The sequence below is a fragment of the Nostoc sp. FACHB-152 genome, assembly GCF_014697475.1.
Classification (GTDB): domain Bacteria; phylum Cyanobacteriota; class Cyanobacteriia; order Cyanobacteriales; family Nostocaceae; genus Nostoc_B.
Window position 1 is genome coordinate 56,898 of the sequence record NZ_JACJRV010000028.1, and the last position, 22,577, is coordinate 79,474.

A 22,577-nucleotide genomic window follows, 5' to 3' on the forward strand; every position below is an offset into this window, starting at 1 on the left:
CATAGTAGGGAGGAGGCAATAGGCAGCAGAGCATTGGAAATAGAGATTAAGTCAGCCTTTAAAACTTGATATTTATAGAAGTAAGTGTTTTTAACTCTTGGCAGAAATATAAAATAAGAGACAACTGTTGCCTATTGCCTATTGCCTATTGCCTTGTTTTGATGAAATACAACTCCACAAATAGCAGCTAAAAATAACCATGAGAGCGTATTTACTCGAAAATCAAATATGGTTACATCTACTGTATTGAAAAGTCCCCACTCCCCAAACACCAAGAGATAACTGAAAAAAATTAATTTATCTGATTTAGCTAAATAATTTGATTGCCGCAAAAGTTGAATACCTGCAATTAATATCCAAGCCAATAAGCCACAAAACAAAAGAGTTGTCAGAAATCCAGTTTCAGCAGATAACATTAAAAACAAGTTGTGGGGATGACCTAAGTCAGTTTGCATTTTTGTTTTGTAGAGTGCAGAGAAACTACGTAAACCCCAACCTGTCCAAGGATGCTGCTGTGCCAAGTTCCAGGCAAACTCCCATTGAGTTTTCCGCATTAAAGCTACTGGTCTATCTGGATACATTTGATCATTTAGCCGCGCCCAGAAGAAAGCAGGTACAATTTGGCGAAAAATTTGAGCAATGGATGAAGGTGCAAAAGCTGCTAAGAGAACGCTACTAACGATAGCGACAACGCCAGCAACAAGGATACGCCAACCTTGATAAAGTGCGTAGGCTAAACAAGCAATCATCGCGATCGCCCATCCGTTACGCGAGTTAGTTAAAATCAGAGCGGCAAAATTGGCAATGATAGTTAAGGTGAGGAAGAGAAGTGGGGAGTTTTTTTTACCTCTTAAGGGCAATTTTTCTAGGCACAGCCCTAAACTGAGGGTAAAAACTATAGACAAATAAGCTGCAAAAATATTAGCGTGCATAAAAATTGCCGCCATCCGTCCAGGCGGTTCTCCCCCAGGGGCGATCGCCCAATCTAAGACAATCCATAAAAACTGGAACTTCAAAGCCCAACCGAAAAACAATTGCCCAAAGCCCATCATTACTAGGGCTACAGAACCAATTACTAAAATCCAAGCTATTTGCCGCAATTGGGCGATTGTTTGAATTAAGCTACTTAAGCCACTAAATACAAAAAAGTAAGGTAGTAAATTAAATAACCCCAAGAAAGCATCAACTTTATTGACCGCAAATGCCGCAGTAATTATGAGTAATAAACTCAAAAGGGCAAATCCTTGATTAAGGGGGCGGCGAATAATTGCGGGGTATTGTCGCAGCCAAGTTATTAAAGCTGCTAAAGCGATCGCTACAAACCCCAAAAACGGACTTAGTGGAAAAACCAAAAGCCCGATTTGGAGAGAATTCCAAGCAAATTGTAAGCGAGGGTTGGGATGGTTAAAAGCTATTTTCAAGCTGGCTCCCAACATTCATCACGCGTGAGTCGAATTTGTGCTAATGCAAAGATTGTAGGAATGATGCGACCATAGTTAGTAGCGATCGCTCTCCAACCTAAATCTGCCAAAAACCAAGTCCACATCACCGGGCCGACAAAGGCAAACATCGTGCGGACTGCGCCATAACGGGCTGCACTCATAGTCATACCCTGCCTAGCCATTTGCATGGCGACATAGGTTTCAAATTGAATTGTTGAACCTGAGATGGCAGCTTGTTTAGCTACTTGATAAGTAGCTAAGTGTATGGCAAATTGTCGGGCAATTTGTTTTAGGACAAATGGTTGCAGCACCGAAGTCACAGCTAATGCACTACCACCTTTGAACAGCAATCCTAAGGGATCACGCTGCAACATCAAGGGTAGAGGTTCTTTCAGTTCGGTTTTCGCCAGATGATGTTGTACTTTGACTGTCAACTTTTGTTTGTCTTTTTCTGGCAGTTTTTTCCATACCTGCCCCAGCAGATGCAAAAATACTTCTGCTTCTAAATCAACAGTTGTTAAATGAGTAGAGTAAGGAATTTTTAAATATTTACATACTTGAACTAACGCTTGGCGGTAAGTTACTTGGTTTGTACGTCCCCGCAATACTGTCACCCCATCTGCTGCCAAAAACCGAAAGCGTTCTTCAAGAGAGTCTAACCAAGCTTGACGGTTTTGGCTTTGAATTTCGATAGGTTCGGGTGTCTGAACATAATCTAGAGGATTTAACTTCCGACTAAATAAAATTGCCGTTAAATCTTGCAATTCATCATCCGTTGCTAGCTCTAAAGCCGCCCTGAGTTCATCCAATTTCCTTTCCTCCCGTATGTGCCGCTTCTCTGTAACTTATTCTACTATTAGCTTTTGGCGGCCATTAGTAGTCTTTGTATCCTTCATCATCTGTATTTTGTCATTGGATAATAACTAAGGATGAATAATTAAGGACTCTTAACTAATGATAGATGTTGCCGTGATTGGTGCTGGGATGGCGGGTTTAGTTTGCGCCCAGCAGTTAAGGCAAGCTGGGTATTCGGTGTTAGTGGTGGATAAATCTCGTGGTTTGGGAGGAAGAGTGGCCACACGCCGCTTGCATGACACCTGGGCAGATCATGGGGCTTGTTATCTGAAGCCCAAGGGCGAATTTTTCGGACAGTTTGTAGAGTTATTGTATAGTCGCCAAGTTGTAAAAGTTTGGGCTGAAGAAATTCAAAACACTGCACCTCGCTATATTGCATCTGCGGGGATGAGTGCGATCGCCAAATTTCTGGCGCAAGGTTTGGATGTGTTGCTGAACCAACGTGTCATTGCTATTCACCCAACACCCGATCATACTTGGCGACTTACCTTAGAATCTAGCGATGAAGAATTAATCGCTAAAGCTGTGGTCATAGCAATTCCTGCACCCCAGGCTTTGATGTTGTTAGAACCATTGGGTGAAGATTTATTAGGGACAGAATTTTTAAATAACTTGCGTTCTGTGGAATTTGCTGCTTGTATTAGTGCGATCGCTGGCTATCCTGCTGATTCTAAACTACTACCAGATTGGACAGATCAAACTTTCCTTAATCATCCGGTTTTGGGATGGATTGGCTTAGATAGTAGCAAACGCCCTCACCCTGAACAACCCGTGTTTGTAGTGCAAAGTAGTGCTAGCTTCGCCCAACTGCATCTAGAATCCACAGATTTACAACCAGTCGCACAGGAAATGTTGCTGCAAGCTGCTAATATCCTGGGGCTTCCTTGGCTAGAGGCACCCGAATGGATGCAAGTACATCGTTGGCGTTATGCTTTTCCTAGCCATCCTTGGCAGGAAACTGTCTTATCTGCCAGCACTTCTCTGCCATTAGTTTGTTGTGGCGATTGGTGTGGCGGCAATCTTGTTGAAGGTGCAATGCTTTCGGGATTAGCTGCATCTGAGCAAATTAATAACTACCTCCATCAGGTAGATTTTTCAAATGTGAACTTTTTCCAAATTTTTACCGATTCTTTGTGAATATGCACTGAGTATTTATAAACGTAGACGCGTAGCGGCTTGCCGCAGGCTAATGCCAAGAACGCATAGACGAGCCTTCTTCGGCTTCCCACAGGGTAGAACGCCAAGGAAGAGCGAAACTAATTAAGTGCAAGTTTATAGAGAATTGGTATTAAACAAAACTATCAGGAGCTTTTTGCAAAGAAGTTATCCTAGCCCAGAGTAACTTATACCAATTTGCCAAAGAATAAGACAAATATGTTGGATAAGAGCGCATAGCTGTGCGCCCCTACTTGTTGGGAAACTTTTTCTCGCGCACTTCTTCAGAATAATCCTGCACGGCTTTGGTGATCATTTCTCGCAGATTAGTGTAAGTCTTGGCGAATGGTGGTTGCTTGGCGGAAAGCCCAAGGACATCTGAGGTCACTAACACCTGTCCATCACAGTACAACCCTGCACCAATACCAATTGTCGGAATGCTCAGTTTTTGAGTAATCTGCATTGCCAAATCTATGGGGATATGTTCTAACACAATAGAAAATACACCTGCTTGTTCTAAAGCGATCGCTTCGTTTAAAATTCTCTGGGCTTGTTCTTCGGTTTTTCCCTGCTGACGTAAACCCAATTGATGCACTGACTGTGGTGTTAAACCTACATGACCCATCACAGGAATTCCGGCTTCTACTAAACGGGCTATTGTGTCTACCATTGCTGGGTAGCCGCCTTCTAATTTGACTGCCTTTGCGCCTGTTTCTTTTAATATCCTGCCGGCTGAGTGCATCGCTTGGGCAATGCTTTCTTGATAGGTTAAAAACGGTAAATCAACGACAACTAAAGCACGTTTGGTTCCACGACATACAGCTTTGGCATGAAATAACATTTCCTCTAAAGTAATGGGGAGTGTGGTTTCATAACCTAGAACCACTGCCATTGAGTCCCCTACCAAGATTAAGTCTACACCAGCTGCATCGAGGAGTTGGGCGATCGCATAATCCCAAGCGGTTAACGCCACAATCGAACGTCCCTGTTGTTTCCATTGAATTAATTGCTGGGTAGTAATTGCCATAGAGGTTACAGGTTAGAGGTTACAGGGTATAGATGATAAGTGACAGTTGTTTACTGTAACCTGTCACCTATCACCTGTCCCCTCATTTCACAGCACGACTGAAAGCAAGATGGGGTTTTGCACCGTTCATTTTGGGCATTAACCAAGCTAAACCTTCACTAGTACCAATCCATAATTTATTACCGATATCAGGTACTAAAGCAAGCACCCGGCTAGAAGGAAGCCCCGCAACTTGATCTAACAATGCGCCTGTATTTGGATTTAATCGTAACAAACCATTGGTTGTCCCTACCCAAACACTACCATCTTGGGCAAAATTGACAGTTGTGACATTCCGCCCCCGCAGTGGAGTCACTGACCGCAACACTTTGTCAGTTTTTGGGTCAATAACTAAAAGACTATTCGCCATTCCTGCCCAAATTAATCCTTCGGGACTAATAGCTAAAGCTTGCACAGTCGTACCTGGTAAGCCGTCAATCCGCTTCATAATGTAAGCATTGGCTGTATTCACCCGTACTAGACCATCTAAAGTACCTACCCAAAGTTGCCCTTCAGCATCTAAGGTTAAAGCATTAGCACTCACCCCAGGTAAGTTTTTCACTGTCGTCATAATTAAGCCTTGGTCGGGGCTAATTAAGGCTAAACCGTTATCAGTCCCTGCCCACAAGTAGCCCCGTTTGTCAACTAACATCGACAATACCCGTTTAGAAGGTAAAAACAAATTCTGCGCTGTAATTTCGTTAGTCCCAGAATCTACGCGCATCAGTCCTTCATAAGTTCCTACCCACAGACGACCTACTTTGTCTTGAGCTAAAGCACCGATAGCAACATTAGGTAAACTTACACGCGCTAATATCTTACCTGTCTTGGGGTCGATCCGTGATAACCCCCGCCAAGAACCGACCCAAAGATTACCTTTAAAATCTTTCAATAAGTTGCTAACACGATAATCTGTTTCTATCGACTTTTCTTCTATGATGCGCTGGTTTGGTAAAGGATCGATTTGCGGTGGTGGTGGCGCAACTGGATAATTAGGAGCTAATTCAGATGGTTTAATATCTGAAGCTTTGCGTGGTGGAATATTATTAGTTGTTTGCGCCTTGGCTGGTGTCATCAATACAAGGCCAATGTTCGGTAAAGTTATTAACCCCAGCAAAATATAAGTAATCAAAAAACTAGTACGCTTGTGAAACAATACCACGGTGACATTTCCTCAAGAGACAGTAAGTATAGCCATTGCCTAAACTGGCTGGCGGTTACACTCAGTGTTCCCCTTGTTGGTCTTGTTTAAATCGTCTTCATGAATTTTTTCTAGTAATAGGGAGTAGCATCTGTTATGCCGTAGGCTAACGCGCCTAAAATTTTTCATGGTGCGTTGCGCTTTGCGACAACACACCCTACTGTTACCTATTTCCTATTGCCTATTGCCTATTGCCTCTCACTAAAACTTATCTTTCATTCCCCGAATGCGGGCAAATGTTTGCACCGGATCATGACTTTTAGTTGCTGCTTGTAGGGCTGGTTCTTGCCAACGCAAAAATGGATTTGTGCGCTTTTCCTCTCCCAAGAAGGAGGGGACAGTTGCTTCTCCTTGGGTACGCGAAGCTTTTACTTGTGCATAGCGGTTTTGTAAGTCTGTATTCTCACCATCTACGGTAAGAGCAAATTTTAAATTGTTTAAGGTGTATTCGTGCGCGCACCAGACACGGGTATTATCTGGCAGGGCGCGGAGTTTTTCTAAGGATGACACCATTTGTGTAGGTGTACCTTCAAACAAGCGACCGCAACCACCAGCAAATAACGTATCACCACAGAACAATTCTCCAGGTTCATCGGTGGTGCTGGGTGGAAAGTAGTAAGCAATATGGGCGCGAGTATGTCCAGGAACAAAAATTACCTCAGCAGTGCGATCGCCAAATTTGACGCGATCGCCTTGTTGCAAAAATACTTGCTGTCCTGGAATTCTACCTTGATCCTCTGCTCCACCATATACTGTCAGGTTGGGGAAATGTTGCATTAATTGCTGATTACCACCGACATGATCGTGATGGTGGTGCGTATTAAAAATAGCTATTAAATCAGCCTTAAGTTCTTCAAGTTTACTTAATACAGGTGCTGCTTCGGCTGGGTCTACAACTGCGGCAATATTTTGTTGACAATTGTATAGTAAAAATACGTAGTTGTCTGAGAGTGCCTCAAGACGGAATATCTGCATTTCCTCTAACTCCCTTGATAAGTTGCTGTTTGGTAATCTGCAAACTTAGTCCTCAGTAAATACCTGAGCTACTTGTATCAGCACTGTCAACAATTTATGTTTTATTTTTTCTAACTATGACAGTTCATAAATTATGATAATATACAACCGTACTAATACGTAGAATATAGTAAATTTTATTCAAAATTATCAGTAAAATTTCTCTGGAAATCAAGTAAATACGAGTCTAAATTTGGGTTGTTATTTTTATATTAAAAACAGAAAACCTGTACATTCAAATTTTAAGTAAAAATTTTATCCAATAATTTTTTATTTAAAATTTGATTATATAGTTTCTCACAAAAAAATCCAAAAATTAAAATATTGTGAGTCCAGAAAAAAGCAAAAATCAATTGAAAGTTTCAATCCTGGTCAGCGACCTCTCAAGTGCTGGAGCCGGACGGTGGGGAGGTGGAGGAGTTCGCTCATTTTTAATAGCGCAAGCCCTCCAAAAACTTGATTATCAAGTAGAAATTATTGGCTTTAATTTTGGTGATGAGCCAGCAGTAATTCCTCAATCTGAAATTTTAGTTAGTCATATTGCTGGCTATAACTATCCCCAATTTATTAAATCAGCATCTCAACTTTTAAAAAAATTAGATGGTGATATTATTTATGCTATGCGACCTAAAGCTACTACTTTTGGTCTAGCTCTAATAAAAAAAATAAAAAATCATCGACCAGTAATTTTAGATATTGATGACTGGGAATTAAGTTGGCATGGCGGGGAGAAATGGCAATATCGCCCTTCAGTCAAGCAACTTTATCGAGATATTTTCAAAAAAGATGGTGCATTAAGATATCCAGATCATCCGCTTTATTTAAAAACATTTGAAGGCATGGTAAACAAAGCCGATGCAATTACCATTCATACTCAATTTTTAAAAGAGCGATTTGGTGGTGTTTACTTGCCTAATGGCAAAGATACGAATCTGTTTAATCCCGATCTTTATAATCCTGAAGAAAGTAAGACACGTTACGGGCTTTCAGGATATCGAATATTAATGTTTCCTGGCGCGCCAAGACCATATAAGGGCGTTGAGGAGGTATTGATAGCATTAGATCAGTTAAATGAGCCTGATTTAAAACTAGTAATTGTAGGTGGCAGTCCCTACGACGATTATGATGCCCAACTTATGGAAAAATGGGGACGTTGGATTATTAAGTTACCAAAATATCCCTCTACACAAATGCCGCAAATTGTTGCAGCAGCAGACGTTATTGTTGTCCCACAACGAAATACACCAGCTGCTTTAGCTCAGTTTCCACTCAAGCTGACAGATGGCATGGCAATGGCAAAACCAATACTAGCCACAAAAGTTGGAGATATTCCAGAAATTTTAGGCGACACAGGTTATTTAGTGGACTCTGATTATCCTGAACAAATTGCCGCACAAATTAAATTAATATTTCAAGATTTAAATGCAGCCAATGAACGTGGCAAACAAGCAAGAAAGAGGTGTATAGAAAAATATAGTATTGAAGCAATGGCTACGACTCTCAAGTCAGTAATTACTCGGTTGTAAGGGTTAGTTTTAGATGCTAGGGTAATGCGTTGTTCCAACTAATTTGTAATTAATAATGATAAAAATCAATTTAAAAAATATTTATCTGGATCAGCAATTTACTTGAGGAATAATGTTAAAAGTAAGTAAATTTTATACATATACCCAATGTCTACGAAGCAGCTACTACTAAGATTTGCCAAACCCTATCCAGGTTTAATTCTACTGACTATAGTGTTAGGATTCTCTGGAGCTTTATTTAACGGTGTCAGTACAACATTGATTGTGCCAGTAGTTTTAAAAATTGTCGGGCAAGAAGTTGATTTAACAAAAGCCCCGGCTATCCTGAAAAAAATTATGCTCCCGTTTGATAACGTACCAGATGAATACCGCATATTAGTAATGTCTGGAGCAATTATATTAACAATAATTTTAAAAAATTTAGCGACCTATGCAAGCTCATTAGCATCTAGTTCTTTAACGCGAATGTTGATGGCAGATATGCGCGAAGCCGGACTAAAGTTATTATTGGAAATTGATATAGATTATTATGCCAAGATGAAAGTTGGTGATTTAATCAACCGACTTGGGGTAGAAATTGGACGAGCAGCAACAGCAACAGGTAATAGCTTCAAATTAGTAACTTTAGGAATTACAATTATAGTTTTTGTTGGCTTGTTACTGTCAATTTCTTGGCAATTAACTTTAGCATCAACATTTTTGTTGTTTTTGGTAACTTTAATTAATCAGTATGCCATATCGCGTGCGAGAAAATTTGGTAAACAGCTAAGTGAAATGTCGAAAGCTTATTCCATTTCGATGTTAGAGATTCTGAACGGCATTCGCTTAGTTAAATCAACAGGAAATGAAGTTAGAGAATATCAAAAAGTTCAACAGTTAATTCGTCTCCGAGAAAAAGCCGATTTTCTTTCTCAGGCTAATTCCGAAGTGATTGCACCTTTGAGTGAAGTCATGGGAATTACAGCCTTAATTTTGATTGTATTTTTAAGCAAGACTTTTTTTACTAACCAAATTGCTTCTCTTTCGACAGTATTATTAACATATTTATTAGTACTCCTGCGATTGTTACCATTAATATCGCAGTTAAATGGGATTCGCAGTAGTTTTGCTAGCAGCACTGCCAGTGTAGAAGCAGTAACAGACTTTTTAAGGTTAGATAACAAACCTTTTATGCCCAAAGGGCAAATTCTTTATACACAGTTAAACGAAGGGATACATTTTAATAGAATTTCTTTTACTTATCCTGGTCATGACAAGTTAGTTCTGCGGGATGTCGATTTATATTTACCGCGCGGTACGACTTTGGCTTTAGTTGGTGGTTCAGGTGCGGGGAAATCAACAGTAGCAGACCTTCTGCCCAGATTTTATGACCCGATCGCCGGTTATATTACTCTTGATGGTATAGATTTACGGCAATTTGATATTGCATCGGTACGCAAGAGAATGGGAATTGTCAGTCAAGATACCTTTCTTTTTAACGATACGATTTGCAATAACATCGCCTATGGCAGACCTGACGCGACTGAAATGGAAATCATTGACGCTGCTAAACGCGCCAATGCTTACGAGTTTATCAATAAGTTACCGCAAAGATTTCATACTTTAATTGGCGATCGCGGTGTGATGTTATCTGGGGGGCAAAGACAAAGATTAGCCATCGCCCGTGCATTGTTACAAAATCCCGAAATTCTAATTTTAGATGAAGCCACCAGTGCTTTAGATACTGTTTCCGAACGTTTGGTACAAGAAGCCCTAGATGATTTAAGCCGCGATCGCACTACCTTAGTAATTGCCCATCGCCTATCTACAGTCCAAAAAGCTAATCAAATTGCTGTTCTTGATCAAGGGCGTGTCGTAGAGGTAGGAACTCATGACGAACTCCTACGAAAAGGCGGTTACTACTCACGCCTCTACGGAATGCAATTTAGCAATCAGGTAGAAAGCAAGACCAAACAAAATCAAAGTTTAACCCGCCTATCGCACGAAATTCGCACCAGGTTAAACTCAATGATTGGTGTTTTGAGTTTGCTAATAGACGATTTAATCGATAATACTCAAGAGCAGGAAGAATTAATTCAAGAATCTTATAAATCTGCTTTAAGAATTATCACCACTCTTGATATTTTTCAGGATATTTTGCAGGTACAAATTCAAGAGCGGTTTCTGCCATCAACAGAAGCCAACCAAAACCGAAATTATCAATATCAACTCTTTAATTTAATGGTTTCCGAGTTCCGCGATTGCTTAAATATTATCTTTAACAGTATGCGTTCTTTGACAGATAATGCAATTTATACCCCAGAAGAGCAGCATCAATTTATTAATGATGCTTATAATTCTGCAATCACCCTGCTAGATAAATTAACACTATTTGAAAATAATATGCAAGAAGAAGCTCATGAAAAATGCTAACTCTAAAAAAGACTATGTTTTTTATATTCAATCAGAGTTACCCCAGCCAGAAGCTCATTTAGTTCAGTCAACCAACGCTGCTAATGGAGCAGCCAATTTAGGTTACTCTACTCTTTTAGTCTACTTGAACAAAAAAACTAAGCTAGTTAATTTAGTCAGCCCTTGTTATTATCAACAAACTCCAGAAAATCTAGCTAAATACTATAACTTACATGACAAGTTAAAAGTTGCATCGTTGCCAATGCCTTGGCCGATAGACCAGATCAAAAACAAAATTACTAATTCTAGTACCGTCGCCACAAAATATTATTTACCATTTCATATATTTCCGACTACCAAACTTATACACAGTCGTAATTGGAATGTAATCAAAGCCGCAATTAAGCATGGTATCCCTGCTATATACGAACATCACCATCATGAGGAGAAAAAATTTGAACCAGAAATTGTAAATAATCCGCTACTACAAATTACTATTACCGTAGTAGATGCAATCCGTGAAAGCATGATTGCTAATGGAATGCCACCAGAAAAAGTGATTACATTACATAATGGATTTAATCACTTCTTTATGCAGAGGCAGCCAGAAAAAGCAGCACAATGGCGAGAAAAACTGCTCAAAAATGGACAATCAAATTTAGTAGTATATGCGGGAGCATTACAACACTTTAAAGGTATTGATATCTTAATTGATGTTGCTAAAGAAATGCCAGATGTCCAATTTGCTTGTGCTGGTGGTAAGCAGTCAGAAGTTGATCATTATCAAAAATTAGCACAAGCAAAACAGGTAAATAATATAACTTTTTTAGGTTATGTTTTGCATGATGAATTAGCACCTTTATTACAAGCTGCTGATATTTTGGCTCACCCTCATTGTTCCGGAAAGGCTGCTACATTTACATCACCGCTAAAACTGTTTGACTATTTAGCTTCGGGAAATCCGATTGTAGCTACAGAAATTCCTTCATTAATGGAGTTTAAAAATACACCAGCGATCGCAGCTTGGTGTGAACCAGATAATCCTAACCAATTCGCCGCAGCACTCCGACAAGTTCTTAAAACTCATCCTAAAAAAATCGATGGTTATCCAGAAATTATCGAATTTGTAAAACAGTTTTCTTGGGAAAATCGCGCTGCCAAGATTCTTAGTTACGTTGATGAACGTTTTCGTCCGCAAATTATAGCTTAATTAATACTAATAAATTCAAATGAATATTCAAACTGTCGGTATGATTAGCAGCTATAACGCTCTCAAAACCAGAGGTGATTGGCTGTGGCAACAAACTCCTCATCCCTTTGGTGTTTGGGGTAATATGCAAATTCAGGCACTTGCCCAAAAACCAGATTTTCTACTGATGTATCAGTTCGATTTTCCGAAACCTACTCCACAAAAATCATGGTTACAGAGGTTGCGTCAAAAAGAGAAAAAAACAGAATTCGATATTCACTCTGTTCTGCGCGGAGTTCCGAAAGAAAGAGTAATTTATCTGCTGCGAGAACCGCCTCTTGATGAAGTTCTTGAGAGAAACAAATTTAACTATCAACAGGCGCAGAATTGTTCTAGTTACGTTTCTGGCCCCGATGATTTTGCTCCTGTTCCCGACTATATGCCGGCAATTTGGTATCACTCTAATTCATTTCGAGAATTAAATGAAATGCCACCTCCAGCAAAAGTTGCTCCTTGTAGTTGGATTACTTCAGGAATTAATCGTACAGCTAGCCATCGGCAAAGATTGAGTTTTTTAGAATCCTTAAAATCTAGTGGGATTAAATTTGATTTGTATGGACGTGATTTACCTAAATCAGCACAATCTAAAGGTGAGTTAGGTAACAAATGGTATGGCATGGCTCCTTACTATTACAACTTATCTATTGAAAATTATGCAGACAATAGTTGGTATGTAAGTGAAAAGTTGTGGGATGCTTTATTGGCATGGTGCTTACCAATTTATTATGGTGGATCGGCGGCTGATAAATTATTGCCACCCGGTAGTTTTTTGCGTTTACCAAGTTTAGATGAAAAGGGCATTGCCTATATTAAAGAAATTACATCTACTCCTGATGCTTGGTATGCGGCTAAAGATGCGATCGCCGAGGCAAGACAAATTATTTTACACAAATTAAATTTGCTCAACTGGCTCTCAGAATACGTGAATAAATTCTCTTAAAATTAGTAATTATATGGATGGTATTTGTACCCTAGCAAACGATAGAGTTTATGACCAAGTTATTGCCTTATTAAATAGTATTGAGGCAATATATGGGCAAGAAATGCCTGTTTGTATCTATCCTTATGATGACAATACAGCACAAATTACGGCTGAAATTGCTCGTCGTCCCCAGGTACAAATTTATAATAATCAAGAATCTATTCAACGTTGGGATGAATTTGCACGCACAATTTGGGATATTCACCCTACTGCCCAACAAAATTGGCTAAAAATCGGCAGAGACAAATATCATCGATTTGGTACTCATCGGCGTTACGGTGCTTTTGATGGCCCTTTTGAACGCTTTGTCTATATGGACGCTGATACGTTGTTAATGAGTCCGCTAGATGCAATTTTTAATCAGCTAAATAATCATGACTGGATAGTATATGACTTTCAATATACAGATTTGACTCATGTTTATAATCCAGATTCACCAAAATTAACCGAGATATTTTCTCAGCAACGACTAGAAACGGAGATATTTTGTTCTGGATTGTATGCTTCTAAAAAAGATATATTTCCCCAAATAATTCGGGAATCACTATTAGAAAAACTCACCCAAGGAGAAGCTGAAATTCTTTATCCTGACGCTCCTGACCAAACTATTCTTAACTACATGGTCATGCGCTCAGGAATTTCTAGTTATAATTTCGCCAATCATTTAAGTGAAAGCGAAAAAACAGGGTGTTGTGTGACTTCTAATCATTTTGAAGCCCACAATAATATTTTATATGACAGGGGTAATCGCCTAACTTATATTCACTATATTGGCTTGTCATCCAATATATTCAGGCAAATATGTCAGGGAGAAAATATTGATTTTCCCTACAGAGATATTTTCTTACATTATCGCTATTTGCACGAGCCAGAAAAACGACCACAGTTTAAGTCTAAAGCCAGAGCTTACAATGCTCCACCCAGTTTCAGCCAACGAGTTTTAAAAAAATTAGGATTAGTAAGTTGAGGTATAAGAGATGAGTCGGGGAATTTATATTTTTGCAAATGATAAAGTCACAGATCATGCGATCGCGCTTTTAAATAGTATCCGGTTATCTGACCCGGATATCCCGATTGTCATGATTCCCTATAATGAAAACTATCACAATATAGCTGCACTGCTTAACCAGCACTACGGAGTACAGCTATATGAAGATTTAGATTTTATTAACCACCTTTCACAAAAATTATTTGATATTTTTGGCGGACAGTTTTTCGCTAGCCCAAATAAGCTTCGCAAACCAGCTTGTTGGTTTGGCCCGTTTGATGAGTTTTTGTACATTGATACCGATGTTGTTGTTTTTGAGAAACTTAGTAATAACTTCAAATATTTAGAAGAATACGATTTTATTTGTTGTGATTATCAACATTTAGGTGGGATTAAAAATGTTTTTAGTCCCCAAGTTTTAGAATTAAAAGTCTTTAGTGAAGCTGATACCAAAGATATTTTTAACAGTGGTTTTTGGGGTTCCAAAAAAAATATATTTTCCGAGCAAGATTTATATGACACATTTGCTGAGTGTGCTGCCCATCCAGAGTATTTTGACTTCAGCGAAAAAGTTTCTGACCAACCCATCCTTAATTATCTAATGTTAAGGCGAATTCCCCGCCACTTTAACATTGTACGTCGAGCAGAAAAAGCTCCTGGAAATTGGGCAGGTAGCCCCCAGTTTCAGCAACAGGGTAACATTCTCATTGATCCGAGAGTTAATCAACCCCTGCAATTCCTGCATTGGGCAGGTATTCAGATTCAACCAGGGTGTCCTTATTGGGAAATTTGGGAACATTACCGCAACTTAAATCCAGCGTTACCAAAAGCAGACATCCCCGCCCCTGCCAAACAAAGCCAATGGGAAACAACTCTACGGACTGTGAAAAATCAAGTGCGGAAAATTTTCACTTAATTAGGCTTCTGCAAAGGTTAAAATTACTAAGATCCTACGATAGGGGCGATCGCAATCTAATTTTTCGGCAAATAGGAGTTGCGATCGCCCCCTGGCATTCGCTAGGATCTGTAAGCTTTAGGGTATAGACAAAGCTGCTTGGGATACAGCTACACTCATGTAGGTTATCCTGCTGCAACCCAAGTTATTGAGATTTTACAGGAAAAACGGAAAAAAATGGCGAAACGCGTGCAGTTAGTTTTAACACAAGATGTCAGCAAGTTAGGCAAATTAGGCGACTTAGTAGAAGTAGCTCCTGGCTATGCTCGAAATTATCTCATCCCCAAGAGTTTGGCAACCCGTGCCACTCCTGGTATTCTCAAACAAGTAGAACGCCGTCGTGAAAAAGAGCGTCAACGGCAATTAGAACTACAACAACAAGCCTTAGAGCAAAAAGCAGCTTTAGAAAAAGTTGGCAGCTTGAAAATCGCCAAGCAAGTTGGTGAAAACGAAGCTATTTTCGGTACTGTCACCAGCCAAGATGTGGCAGATGCAATTAAAGCAGCAACCAGCCAAGAAGTTGACCGTCGTGGGATCACCATCCCCGATATCGGCAAGCTGGGTTCTTACAAGGCTGAAATTAAGCTGCACTCAGACGTAACAGCGCAACTAGATATCGAAGTCGTTGCCAGCTAACGATATGTTGAATGGCCACAGATACACAGATGTTTTATCAGTGTTAAATCTGTGGTTAAAGACAAAAAGCTGATAGTACAAGCTTTCTAGTCTCCTAGCTCCTGCCTCCTCCGTAATTACGCAGATTTTGGACTATAAGAGTAGTAGAGACATCCTCATTACTCAACCAAAATCGCATATGGCGGAAGAATTAAGTTTTCAAGGCGATGGTAGTAATCGCCTACCACCCCAAAATATTGATGCAGAAGAAGCGATTTTGGGAGGAATTTTACTAGATCCAGAAGCGATTGGTCGAGTTAGCGATCGCTTGGTTCCCGAAGCATTTTACATCAGCACTCATAAAGATATTTATCAAGCCGCCCTGCGTCTCCACGCCCAAGGTAAACCAACAGATTTACTTTCAATTACTAGTTGGTTAGCAGATAATGATTTACTAGCAAAGATTGGCGGCAGAAATAAACTAGCCACCCTCGTAGACCGTACTGTTTCAGCAGTTAACATCGACGCTTTAGCAGGGTTAGTCATGGAAAAATACCTGCGGCGACAGTTAATTAAAGCTGGCAACGAAATTGTACATTTAGGTTACGAAACAGAAACCGAGTTACCACTAGTTTTAGACAAAGCAGAACAGAAAGTTTTTGGTGTCACCCAAGAACGCCCGCAATCAGGTTTAGTCCACATTTCTGATACTTTAGTCAACACTTTCCAAGATATTGAAACCCGCCATCAAGGTATCGCTTTACCTGGGATTCCTTGCGGTTTTTATGATTTAGATGCCATGACTAGTGGTTTCCAGCGTTCTGATTTAATTATTGTCGCTGGGAGGCCGTCAATGGGAAAAACGGCATTCTGCCTCAACCTAGCGCATAATATTGCGGCTGGTTATAAATTACCCGTTGCTGTGTTTAGCTTAGAAATGTCCAAAGAACAGCTAGTACAGCGACTATTGGCGAGTGAGGCGGGAATTGAATCTGGTTATTTGCGGAGTGGGCGCATCAGCCAAACCCAGTGGGAACCGTTAAGTCGGGCAATTGGTATGCTTTCCGAGATGCCAATTTATATAGATGATACGCCGAATATGACAGTCAACGAGATGCGGAGTCAAGCCAGACGACTGCAAGCTGAACAGGGGGCAGACTTAGGCTTGATTGTGATAGATTACTTGCAACTAATGGAAGGCGCAGGTGATAACCGCGTACAAGAATTATCTCGAATTACGCGATCGCTTAAAGGTTTAGCCCGTGAATTATCTGTACCTGTAATTGCTTTATCACAATTAAGTCGCGGCGTAGAAGCACGTACCAACAAGCGTCCCATGTTATCTGATTTGAGAGAAAGCGGATCGATCGAGCAGGACGCGGATTTAGTGATTATGTTATACCGCGATGAATATTATTCACCAGATACCCCCGATCGCGGCATTGCAGAAGTAATAGTAGCAAAACACCGCAACGGCCCAACAGGTACAGTCAAATTGTTATTCGACCCGCAATATACCAAATTTAAAAACCTAGCCAGACCAAATTATTAAAGGATGAAAGCTGAAGTATGTAGACACCCTTTGGGTGGCTTCCCGTTCGCGTCTACATACTTCAGACTTTATTTCACATCGAGCAATTCCACATCAAAAAGCAAGGTAGCGTTGGGTGGAATTACGCCACCTGCACCCCGCGCACCATAGCCTAACTCTGGGGGGATGATTAATTGACGCTGACCGCCAACTTTCATTGTGCTAAGTCCTTCGTCCCAACCTTTAATCACCTGTCCAACGCCAATGGTAAAGCTAAAGGGTTGGCCGCGATCGCGGGAACTATCAAATTTCTTACCATCTTCTAAAGTACCGGTGTAGTGAACTACAACCGTTTGTCTAGGTTGAGGAGTCGCACCAGTCCCTTCTTTTATCTCTACGTACTTCAGTCCAGAGGGAGTAGTGACGACATTAGCATCATCAGACATAGTGTTGCTCGCTATCAGAGTATTGTTTTCAATGACAGTAGTAGGTACTGCTGGAGTTTGTTGGTTCAAGTTAGCTGCAATGGCAGTATCGGTTTTACCGCCTAATTGCGCTAATACCAAAACCACAACACAGACCAGCATGAAACCCACGCTGAGTAAAATCGCTTTCAAAATAAGTCCTCCCTACTTAGGTAGTTAGGCAAAAGTAATACCAACAGGACACAATTAGTTTAAATCAGAAAGAACATTTTAACGCCAAAGCTTATTTTCTAAATCGCGTACTTGACGCTCTAAACGGTCAATTCTACCCCGCAGTTCATCCACCTCAGACTGACGCGCCACGCCCAAATCCTGCATCATATTCCGCATTTGTCTTTGCATTTGGACATCCCAATTGCCCTGCTCTGACTTCAACTGCTGTACAATATCATCCATTACCGCCTTAGCTTGCTCAGGATTCAACTTCCCGTCTTTGACTAATTCATCACTGACTTGTCGCAGTTTTTCTGCCACCAAAGACGTTGTACCAATTCCCACCATCATTAGCTGTTGCAACCAGTTGTTGCTATCCATACTTCCTTCCTGTTATTTAATTCAAACCAGCCTCCTTGCTCTTGAGTGTATGCAATCAAGCTATGCTGGAAGCGTAGTTAATTCTAGCCTACAACTCTATTCTGGCAAATTGACAAACACAGGGGATGCATGGGTGTGGTGATAGAACTGCTAAAATTTCAAGTTGACCCAAATGGGCGCGAAAATTTTATCCAAAAGGATGCGGAAATTTGGACAACCGCCTTGGCTAAGTATCCAGGATTTCTTGGTAAAGAAGTCTGGATTAACCCCAACAACGCCACAGAAGTTGTTTTCATTATTCGTTGGGAAAGTTTAGAACAGTGGAAAGCTATTCCCCAAGTTGATTTAGAGGCAATCGAGCAGAAATTTGCTCAAACTCTAGGAGATATCTATCAAATGGTAGAAGTCGCAGAATATCAAGTCAGAAAGTTTCCTCATACTTATTCTTAAAGATGAACTATATCAACTTAATATCCCCGAATTCTTTAAGAATTCGGGGATATTATTATTCACAAATATAAGTTTAAAACTCAAGTATAAATATTTTCTAATTGAATTTATCTGTGTCCTATTTTTTCATTGCGTAAGTGATATTTACTTGAACCAGTCAGAAAGTAATACTAATTAATTTCAATTAACACAATAGGATTATGAAATTTATTCAATTATTCTGAAATCTATAATAATTATGGAACCAGTTAGATATACTCAAAATCTAAAGCTGGGCAAACACGAATATGGTAGTAGATTGGTTAGCTGTTTGGGGCATAACTCAGGCTGTCGGGTTTGCTTTTAAACCTATTTTTGAAGACTTAGCAAAAGACGTTGCTAAAGACTGGGCTAAAGATTTATTAAAAAGTATCCCCAAGAACATTTTGCAGCAACTCACAAAAGAAGATATTGAAGTTGCTGCTGGCAAAGCATTAAAAGAATTTTTACAGCTGATGCAGCAGGAATTAGAAGATTCAGACATAGAAGAATCAGAACTTCAACAATATACTCAACCGTTAAATCAATTTATTCACGATCAAACACTTACTGATATTTTAAGCAACACTTTTCAGCCAGATTGTCAATCATTAGATACTCAGGTATTGTCTCATACTTGGTATAAAATTAACTTGCCTAATTTACCTCCGAAATTTGATTGGGAAAGGTTAACTAAAAGATATCTAAAAAAGGTCAAAGCTATTATTCGAGAGTCAGATAAATTACGTCCTATTCTAGACAGTCAAAATTTAGAACAAGTAAAAAATAGCCTGCAAGAACTTACTGATATTGCTCCAGATTTTGATTTACCAGGGTATCAGGAAGGGCTACGTGAACGCTATGGAAACTTAAAGTTAGATAGTTTAGATACAACTGGTTATGCTTATAACGAGTTGAAGTTATGGCGAATGTTTATCGCTCAAAATGTGCGGGAAGTTCACCAAGTTTTACCGCAAGTGCATGAACTACCCAAAGAACACTTAAGAAAACTCAGTGACAGTAATCAATTAGAAGCTGAAATCTTATTAGAAGAGTTAGAAGGCTATCGCAGAGTTTATTTTGGGCAACCTATAGTATCAGTTTTAGATGTTATTAACAATCCAATTTATAAATATTTAGTTATTTTAGGTGATCCCGGTTCAGGAAAATCTACTCTATTGCAATATTTGGCGTTAACTTGGGCAGAAACTCCACTAACTAATGTAATTTCTCTACCTATTCCGTTATTAATCGAGTTACGCACATATATTCGTAGACGAGAGAATAATGAATGTAATAACTTTTTAGATTTTTTCCATAAATGTAGTGGTACAGTTCATCATCTCAATCAAAATCAACTGCATGAACATTTAAAAGCTGGTAATGCTTTAGTGATGTTTGATGGTTTAGATGAAGTATTTGAATTAGCAAAGCGAGAGGATGTAATCACAGATATTCATCGCTTTACTAATGTATATCCTAACGTGCGGGTGATTGTAACTTCACGAGTGATTGGCTATAAACCACAAAGATTACGAGATGCTGAATTTCGCCACTTTATGTTGCAAGATTTAGATACAGAACAGATTCAAGATTTTATAAATCGTTGGCATGAATTAACATTTATTGATTCAGAAGATAAATTACGCAAACGTGAGCGATTACAAAGAGCAATTGATACTTCAAAATCAATTGCTGAGTTAGCAGGAAATCCGCTTTTATTAACTATGATGGCAATTCTTAATCGTAATCAAGAATTGCCGAGAGACAGAGCAACGCTTTACGAACAATCCTCACGAGTTTTGTTACACCAATGGGATGTAGAACGTGCTTTAGTAGAAGATTCTCGGCTCGACCCCAAAACTATTGATTATAAAGATAAGCAGGCGATGTTGCGTCATGTGGCTTATCATATGCAAACTAGTCCTAGAGGTTTGAATGGCAATTTAATTAGCGTTAGCGACTTAGAAAAGATTTTGATTAAATATCTTAAAAATATTGAATTTGAGAACCCAGTCAAAGTTGCTAGGGTGATGATTAATCAATTGCGAGTTCGCAATTTTATGTTATGTTTTGTAGGTGCAGATTATTATGCATTTGTACATCGCACTTTTTTAGAATATTTTTGTGCTTGGGAATTTGTCTGGCAGTTTAAAGAATCCCAAATCCTATCTATTAGCGAATTGAATAATGAGGTGTTTGGTAAGCATTGGCGTTATGAAACTTGGCATGAAGTTTTGCGCCTAATTACCGGTATGATTGAGCCGAAATTTGTCTGCGAGATTCTTAATTATTTAATGGCACAAAATGGTGAACAAGAAAAGTTTATTAATCTTTTTTTAGCAGCTAAGTGCCTTGCAGAAGTGCGGAATCGAGTGTTAGTAGCGACAACAGCTAGTAAATTATTGAATCGGATAAAAGAGTTAACTCAATATGATCTGAGTTACTATTACCAACCATATCGAGATGAAGAAGAAACTAAGCTAGTTCAAGAAATTCGGACTCAAGCAGTTTTAGCTGTAGCGACAACTTGGAAGGATGATTCTGATACTTTGCTGTGGCTGAAACAACTGGCTAACGCAGATGAACATGAAGATGTGCGCCGTGCTGCGGTGCAAGAATTAGCGAGAAATTTCAAAGATCATGCTGACACTTTGCTGTGGCTAAAACAACAAGCGATCGCAGATAATAATTGGACGGTGCGACAAGTAGCGTTGCAAGAGTTAGTTAGGAATTTTAAAGATGACCCAGAAATTCTACCTATGCTAAAACAACGCGCCACCACAGATGAAAATGAATATGTTCGCCAAGCTGCGGTGCAAGAATTAGCGCGAGGCTTTAAAGAAAAACCTGATATTTTAGCTTGGCTACAACAGCGCGTCACGGCTGATAGTTCTGGTACTGTGCGGCAAGTAGCTGTGCAAGAATTAGTCAGAGCGTTTAAAGATAACTTTGATATCCTAACTTGGCTCAAACAACGTATTACAGATGATGATTGGACGGTGCGCCAAGCGGCGGTGCAAGAATTGGTGAGAGGTTTTAAAGAAGACTCAGAAACTTTGCCAATTCTCAAACAACGGGCTATCACGGATGAAAATGAATATGTGCGTCAAGCGGCTGTGCAAGAATTAGCCAGAACTTTTAAGGATGATGCTGAAACTTTCTCTATTCTCAAGCAATGCGCGACCACAGATAAATATTCAGGTGTGCGACAAACAGCAGTAGAGGAATTAGCTAGGGGATTTAAAGAGGAACCCGAAGTTTTAAACTGGCTGAAACAACGTATAACTGCTGATAATGATCAGTATGTGCGCCGTGCTGCGGTGCAAGAATTAGCTAGAAGTTTTAAAAATGACCCAGAGACTATCACCATTTTGCAACAACGGGCGATCGCTGATCAATATTCCGATGTGCGCCGCGCCGCCGTGCAGGAATTAGCTAGAGGTTTTAAAGATCATCCTGATACGCTATCAATTCTCAAACAACGCGCCAGCAACGATGATAATGAATATGTCCGCCGCACCGCGCTGCAAGAACTAGCCAGGGATTTTACACATGACCCCGATATTCTCCCTATTCTCAAAAAACACGCAACATCTGATAAATATGCAGATGTGCGCCAAGCCGCATTGCAAGAATTAGCCAGAATATTCAAAGACGATCCTGATATTCTCGCTATTCTCAAGAAACGTGCTACTGCTGATAAATCTGCAAATGTGCGACAACTAGCACTACAAGAATTAGCTAGAGGTTTTAAAGACAACCCAGATATATTTGAAGTCTTCTATACTTGCGCTGTCAATGACCCCTTTGAACGGGAATATAGTTTTCAAGACAATCCACGTCAAGTCGCATTAGAAACTATTACAGAACAGTATCTCAACCATCCGCAAACATTACCACTGTTGCGTGATAAAGCCGCAAATGACCCAGATGAACAAGTGCGGGAGTTTGCGAAAAAGAAGTTGGCAGAGTTAGGGTAAGACTTTTTTATTTCTTAAAATAACGTGAGTTCGACGGAGCTAAAAAACCCCTCTCCAAACCTCTCCCCCTGTGGGGGAGAGGCTTTGAAACCCTTATCTTTCGTTGAAATATCACAATGTTTTAGCCCCTCTCCGCG

Annotated in this window: 18 protein-coding genes; 11 read left to right on the forward strand and 7 right to left on the reverse strand. The window is 39.8% G+C overall.

Features of this window, described 5'->3' with window-relative positions; genetic code table 11:
• Positions 1–131: 131 nt before the first annotated feature.
• Positions 132–1,436 carry an O-antigen ligase gene (locus H6G76_RS19160; RefSeq protein ID WP_190703967.1) on the reverse strand — a complete coding sequence of 435 codons (1,305 nt, stop codon included), beginning with the start codon at positions 1,434–1,436 and terminating at the stop codon, positions 132–134.
• Positions 1,418–2,251: a YaaW family protein gene (locus H6G76_RS19165; protein WP_190703969.1), complete on the reverse strand. Its 834-nt coding sequence runs from the start codon at positions 2,249–2,251 to the stop codon at positions 1,418–1,420. The genes H6G76_RS19160 and H6G76_RS19165 overlap by 19 nt, the downstream gene beginning before the upstream one ends.
• 145 nt (positions 2,252–2,396) lie before the next feature.
• Between H6G76_RS19165 and H6G76_RS19170 the strand changes: the two genes are divergently transcribed.
• Entirely contained in the window at positions 2,397–3,434 is a 1,038-nt protein-coding gene (locus tag H6G76_RS19170) for an NAD(P)/FAD-dependent oxidoreductase (RefSeq protein WP_190703971.1), read from the forward strand.
• Positions 3,435–3,702: 268 nt separating this feature from the next.
• Here the strand turns inward: H6G76_RS19170 and panB are convergent, their stop codons facing one another.
• The 3 genes from panB to gloB form a co-directional block, all read right to left on the reverse strand.
• Complete coding sequence (gene panB / locus H6G76_RS19175; RefSeq protein WP_190703974.1) at positions 3,703–4,479, reverse strand: 3-methyl-2-oxobutanoate hydroxymethyltransferase; 777 nt, start codon at positions 4,477–4,479, stop codon at positions 3,703–3,705.
• 82 nt (positions 4,480–4,561) lie between these two features.
• Positions 4,562–5,680 (reverse strand): two-component regulator propeller domain-containing protein, encoded by a 1,119-nt coding sequence (locus H6G76_RS19180; RefSeq protein WP_190703977.1) that lies wholly within the window; start codon positions 5,678–5,680, stop codon positions 4,562–4,564.
• Between the two features lie 240 nt (positions 5,681–5,920).
• Complete coding sequence (gene gloB, locus H6G76_RS19185; protein ID WP_190703981.1) at positions 5,921–6,694, reverse strand: hydroxyacylglutathione hydrolase; 774 nt, start codon at positions 6,692–6,694, stop codon at positions 5,921–5,923.
• 392 nt (positions 6,695–7,086) lie between these two features.
• Here gloB and H6G76_RS19190 point away from each other — a divergent pair, with 392 nt between their 5' ends.
• From H6G76_RS19190 to dnaB, 8 genes are all read left to right on the forward strand, one after another.
• Positions 7,087–8,259, forward strand: a complete 1,173-nt coding sequence (locus tag H6G76_RS19190) for a glycosyltransferase family 4 protein (protein WP_199337439.1) — start codon at positions 7,087–7,089, stop codon at positions 8,257–8,259.
• Between the two features lie 147 nt (positions 8,260–8,406).
• Entirely contained in the window at positions 8,407–10,671 is a 2,265-nt protein-coding gene (locus H6G76_RS19195; protein WP_190703987.1) for an ATP-binding cassette domain-containing protein, read from the forward strand.
• Positions 10,658–11,860 carry a glycosyltransferase gene (locus tag H6G76_RS19200; RefSeq protein WP_190703990.1) on the forward strand — a complete coding sequence of 401 codons (1,203 nt, stop codon included), beginning with the start codon at positions 10,658–10,660 and terminating at the stop codon, positions 11,858–11,860. The genes H6G76_RS19195 and H6G76_RS19200 overlap by 14 nt, the downstream gene beginning before the upstream one ends.
• 19 nt (positions 11,861–11,879) lie before the next feature.
• Entirely contained in the window at positions 11,880–12,839 is a 960-nt protein-coding gene (locus H6G76_RS19205; protein ID WP_190703993.1) for a glycosyltransferase family 10 domain-containing protein, read from the forward strand.
• Between the two features lie 13 nt (positions 12,840–12,852).
• Complete coding sequence (locus H6G76_RS19210; RefSeq protein ID WP_190703997.1) at positions 12,853–13,848, forward strand: Npun_R2821/Npun_R2822 family protein; 996 nt, start codon at positions 12,853–12,855, stop codon at positions 13,846–13,848.
• A gap of 10 nt (positions 13,849–13,858) precedes the next feature.
• A complete protein-coding gene (locus H6G76_RS19215) occupies positions 13,859–14,785 on the forward strand; it encodes an Npun_R2821/Npun_R2822 family protein (RefSeq protein ID WP_190703999.1) in 927 nt (308 codons plus the stop codon).
• Positions 14,786–15,001: 216 nt separating this feature from the next.
• Positions 15,002–15,460, forward strand: coding sequence for a 50S ribosomal protein L9 (gene rplI, locus H6G76_RS19220; protein ID WP_190704001.1), 459 nt, complete (start codon positions 15,002–15,004; stop codon positions 15,458–15,460).
• Positions 15,461–15,638: 178 nt separating this feature from the next.
• The gene (gene dnaB, locus H6G76_RS19225; protein ID WP_190704004.1) at positions 15,639–16,991 is read left to right on the forward strand and encodes a replicative DNA helicase; all 1,353 of its coding nucleotides are present in this window, start codon (positions 15,639–15,641) and stop codon (positions 16,989–16,991) included.
• A gap of 68 nt (positions 16,992–17,059) precedes the next feature.
• Here the strand turns inward: dnaB and H6G76_RS19230 are convergent, their stop codons facing one another.
• Positions 17,060–17,587, reverse strand: a complete 528-nt coding sequence (locus H6G76_RS19230) for an FKBP-type peptidyl-prolyl cis-trans isomerase (protein ID WP_190704006.1) — start codon at positions 17,585–17,587, stop codon at positions 17,060–17,062.
• 78 nt (positions 17,588–17,665) lie between these two features.
• Positions 17,666–17,989 (reverse strand): phasin family protein, encoded by a 324-nt coding sequence (locus H6G76_RS19235; RefSeq protein WP_190704009.1) that lies wholly within the window; start codon positions 17,987–17,989, stop codon positions 17,666–17,668.
• 135 nt (positions 17,990–18,124) lie between these two features.
• Between H6G76_RS19235 and H6G76_RS19240 the strand changes: the two genes are divergently transcribed.
• Positions 18,125–18,439 (forward strand): TIGR03792 family protein, encoded by a 315-nt coding sequence (locus H6G76_RS19240; protein WP_190704026.1) that lies wholly within the window; start codon positions 18,125–18,127, stop codon positions 18,437–18,439.
• A gap of 287 nt (positions 18,440–18,726) precedes the next feature.
• The gene (locus tag H6G76_RS19245; RefSeq protein ID WP_190704012.1) at positions 18,727–22,440 is read left to right on the forward strand and encodes a HEAT repeat domain-containing protein; all 3,714 of its coding nucleotides are present in this window, start codon (positions 18,727–18,729) and stop codon (positions 22,438–22,440) included.
• The last annotated feature ends 137 nt before the right edge of the window (positions 22,441–22,577 follow it).

Bases quoted from the DNA above. Each gene is read 5' to 3' on its own strand.
- H6G76_RS19160 (WP_190703967.1), bottom strand. From the start codon at position 1,436: ATGTTGGGAGCCAGCTTGAAAATAGCTTTTAACCATCCCAACCCTCGC.
- H6G76_RS19245 (WP_190704012.1), top strand. From the start codon at position 18,727: ATGGTAGTAGATTGGTTAGCTGTTTGGGGCATAACTCAGGCTGTCGGG.
- dnaB (WP_190704004.1), top strand. From the start codon at position 15,639: ATGGCGGAAGAATTAAGTTTTCAAGGCGATGGTAGTAATCGCCTACCA.
- gloB (WP_190703981.1), bottom strand. From the start codon at position 6,694: ATGCAGATATTCCGTCTTGAGGCACTCTCAGACAACTACGTATTTTTA.
- H6G76_RS19170 (WP_190703971.1), top strand. From the start codon at position 2,397: ATGATAGATGTTGCCGTGATTGGTGCTGGGATGGCGGGTTTAGTTTGC.
- H6G76_RS19205 (WP_190703993.1), top strand. From the start codon at position 11,880: ATGAATATTCAAACTGTCGGTATGATTAGCAGCTATAACGCTCTCAAA.
- H6G76_RS19210 (WP_190703997.1), top strand. From the start codon at position 12,853: ATGGATGGTATTTGTACCCTAGCAAACGATAGAGTTTATGACCAAGTT.
- H6G76_RS19200 (WP_190703990.1), top strand. From the start codon at position 10,658: ATGAAAAATGCTAACTCTAAAAAAGACTATGTTTTTTATATTCAATCA.
- H6G76_RS19235 (WP_190704009.1), bottom strand. From the start codon at position 17,989: ATGGATAGCAACAACTGGTTGCAACAGCTAATGATGGTGGGAATTGGT.
- H6G76_RS19195 (WP_190703987.1), top strand. From the start codon at position 8,407: ATGTCTACGAAGCAGCTACTACTAAGATTTGCCAAACCCTATCCAGGT.
- H6G76_RS19215 (WP_190703999.1), top strand. From the start codon at position 13,859: ATGAGTCGGGGAATTTATATTTTTGCAAATGATAAAGTCACAGATCAT.
- rplI (WP_190704001.1), top strand. From the start codon at position 15,002: ATGGCGAAACGCGTGCAGTTAGTTTTAACACAAGATGTCAGCAAGTTA.
- panB (WP_190703974.1), bottom strand. From the start codon at position 4,479: ATGGCAATTACTACCCAGCAATTAATTCAATGGAAACAACAGGGACGT.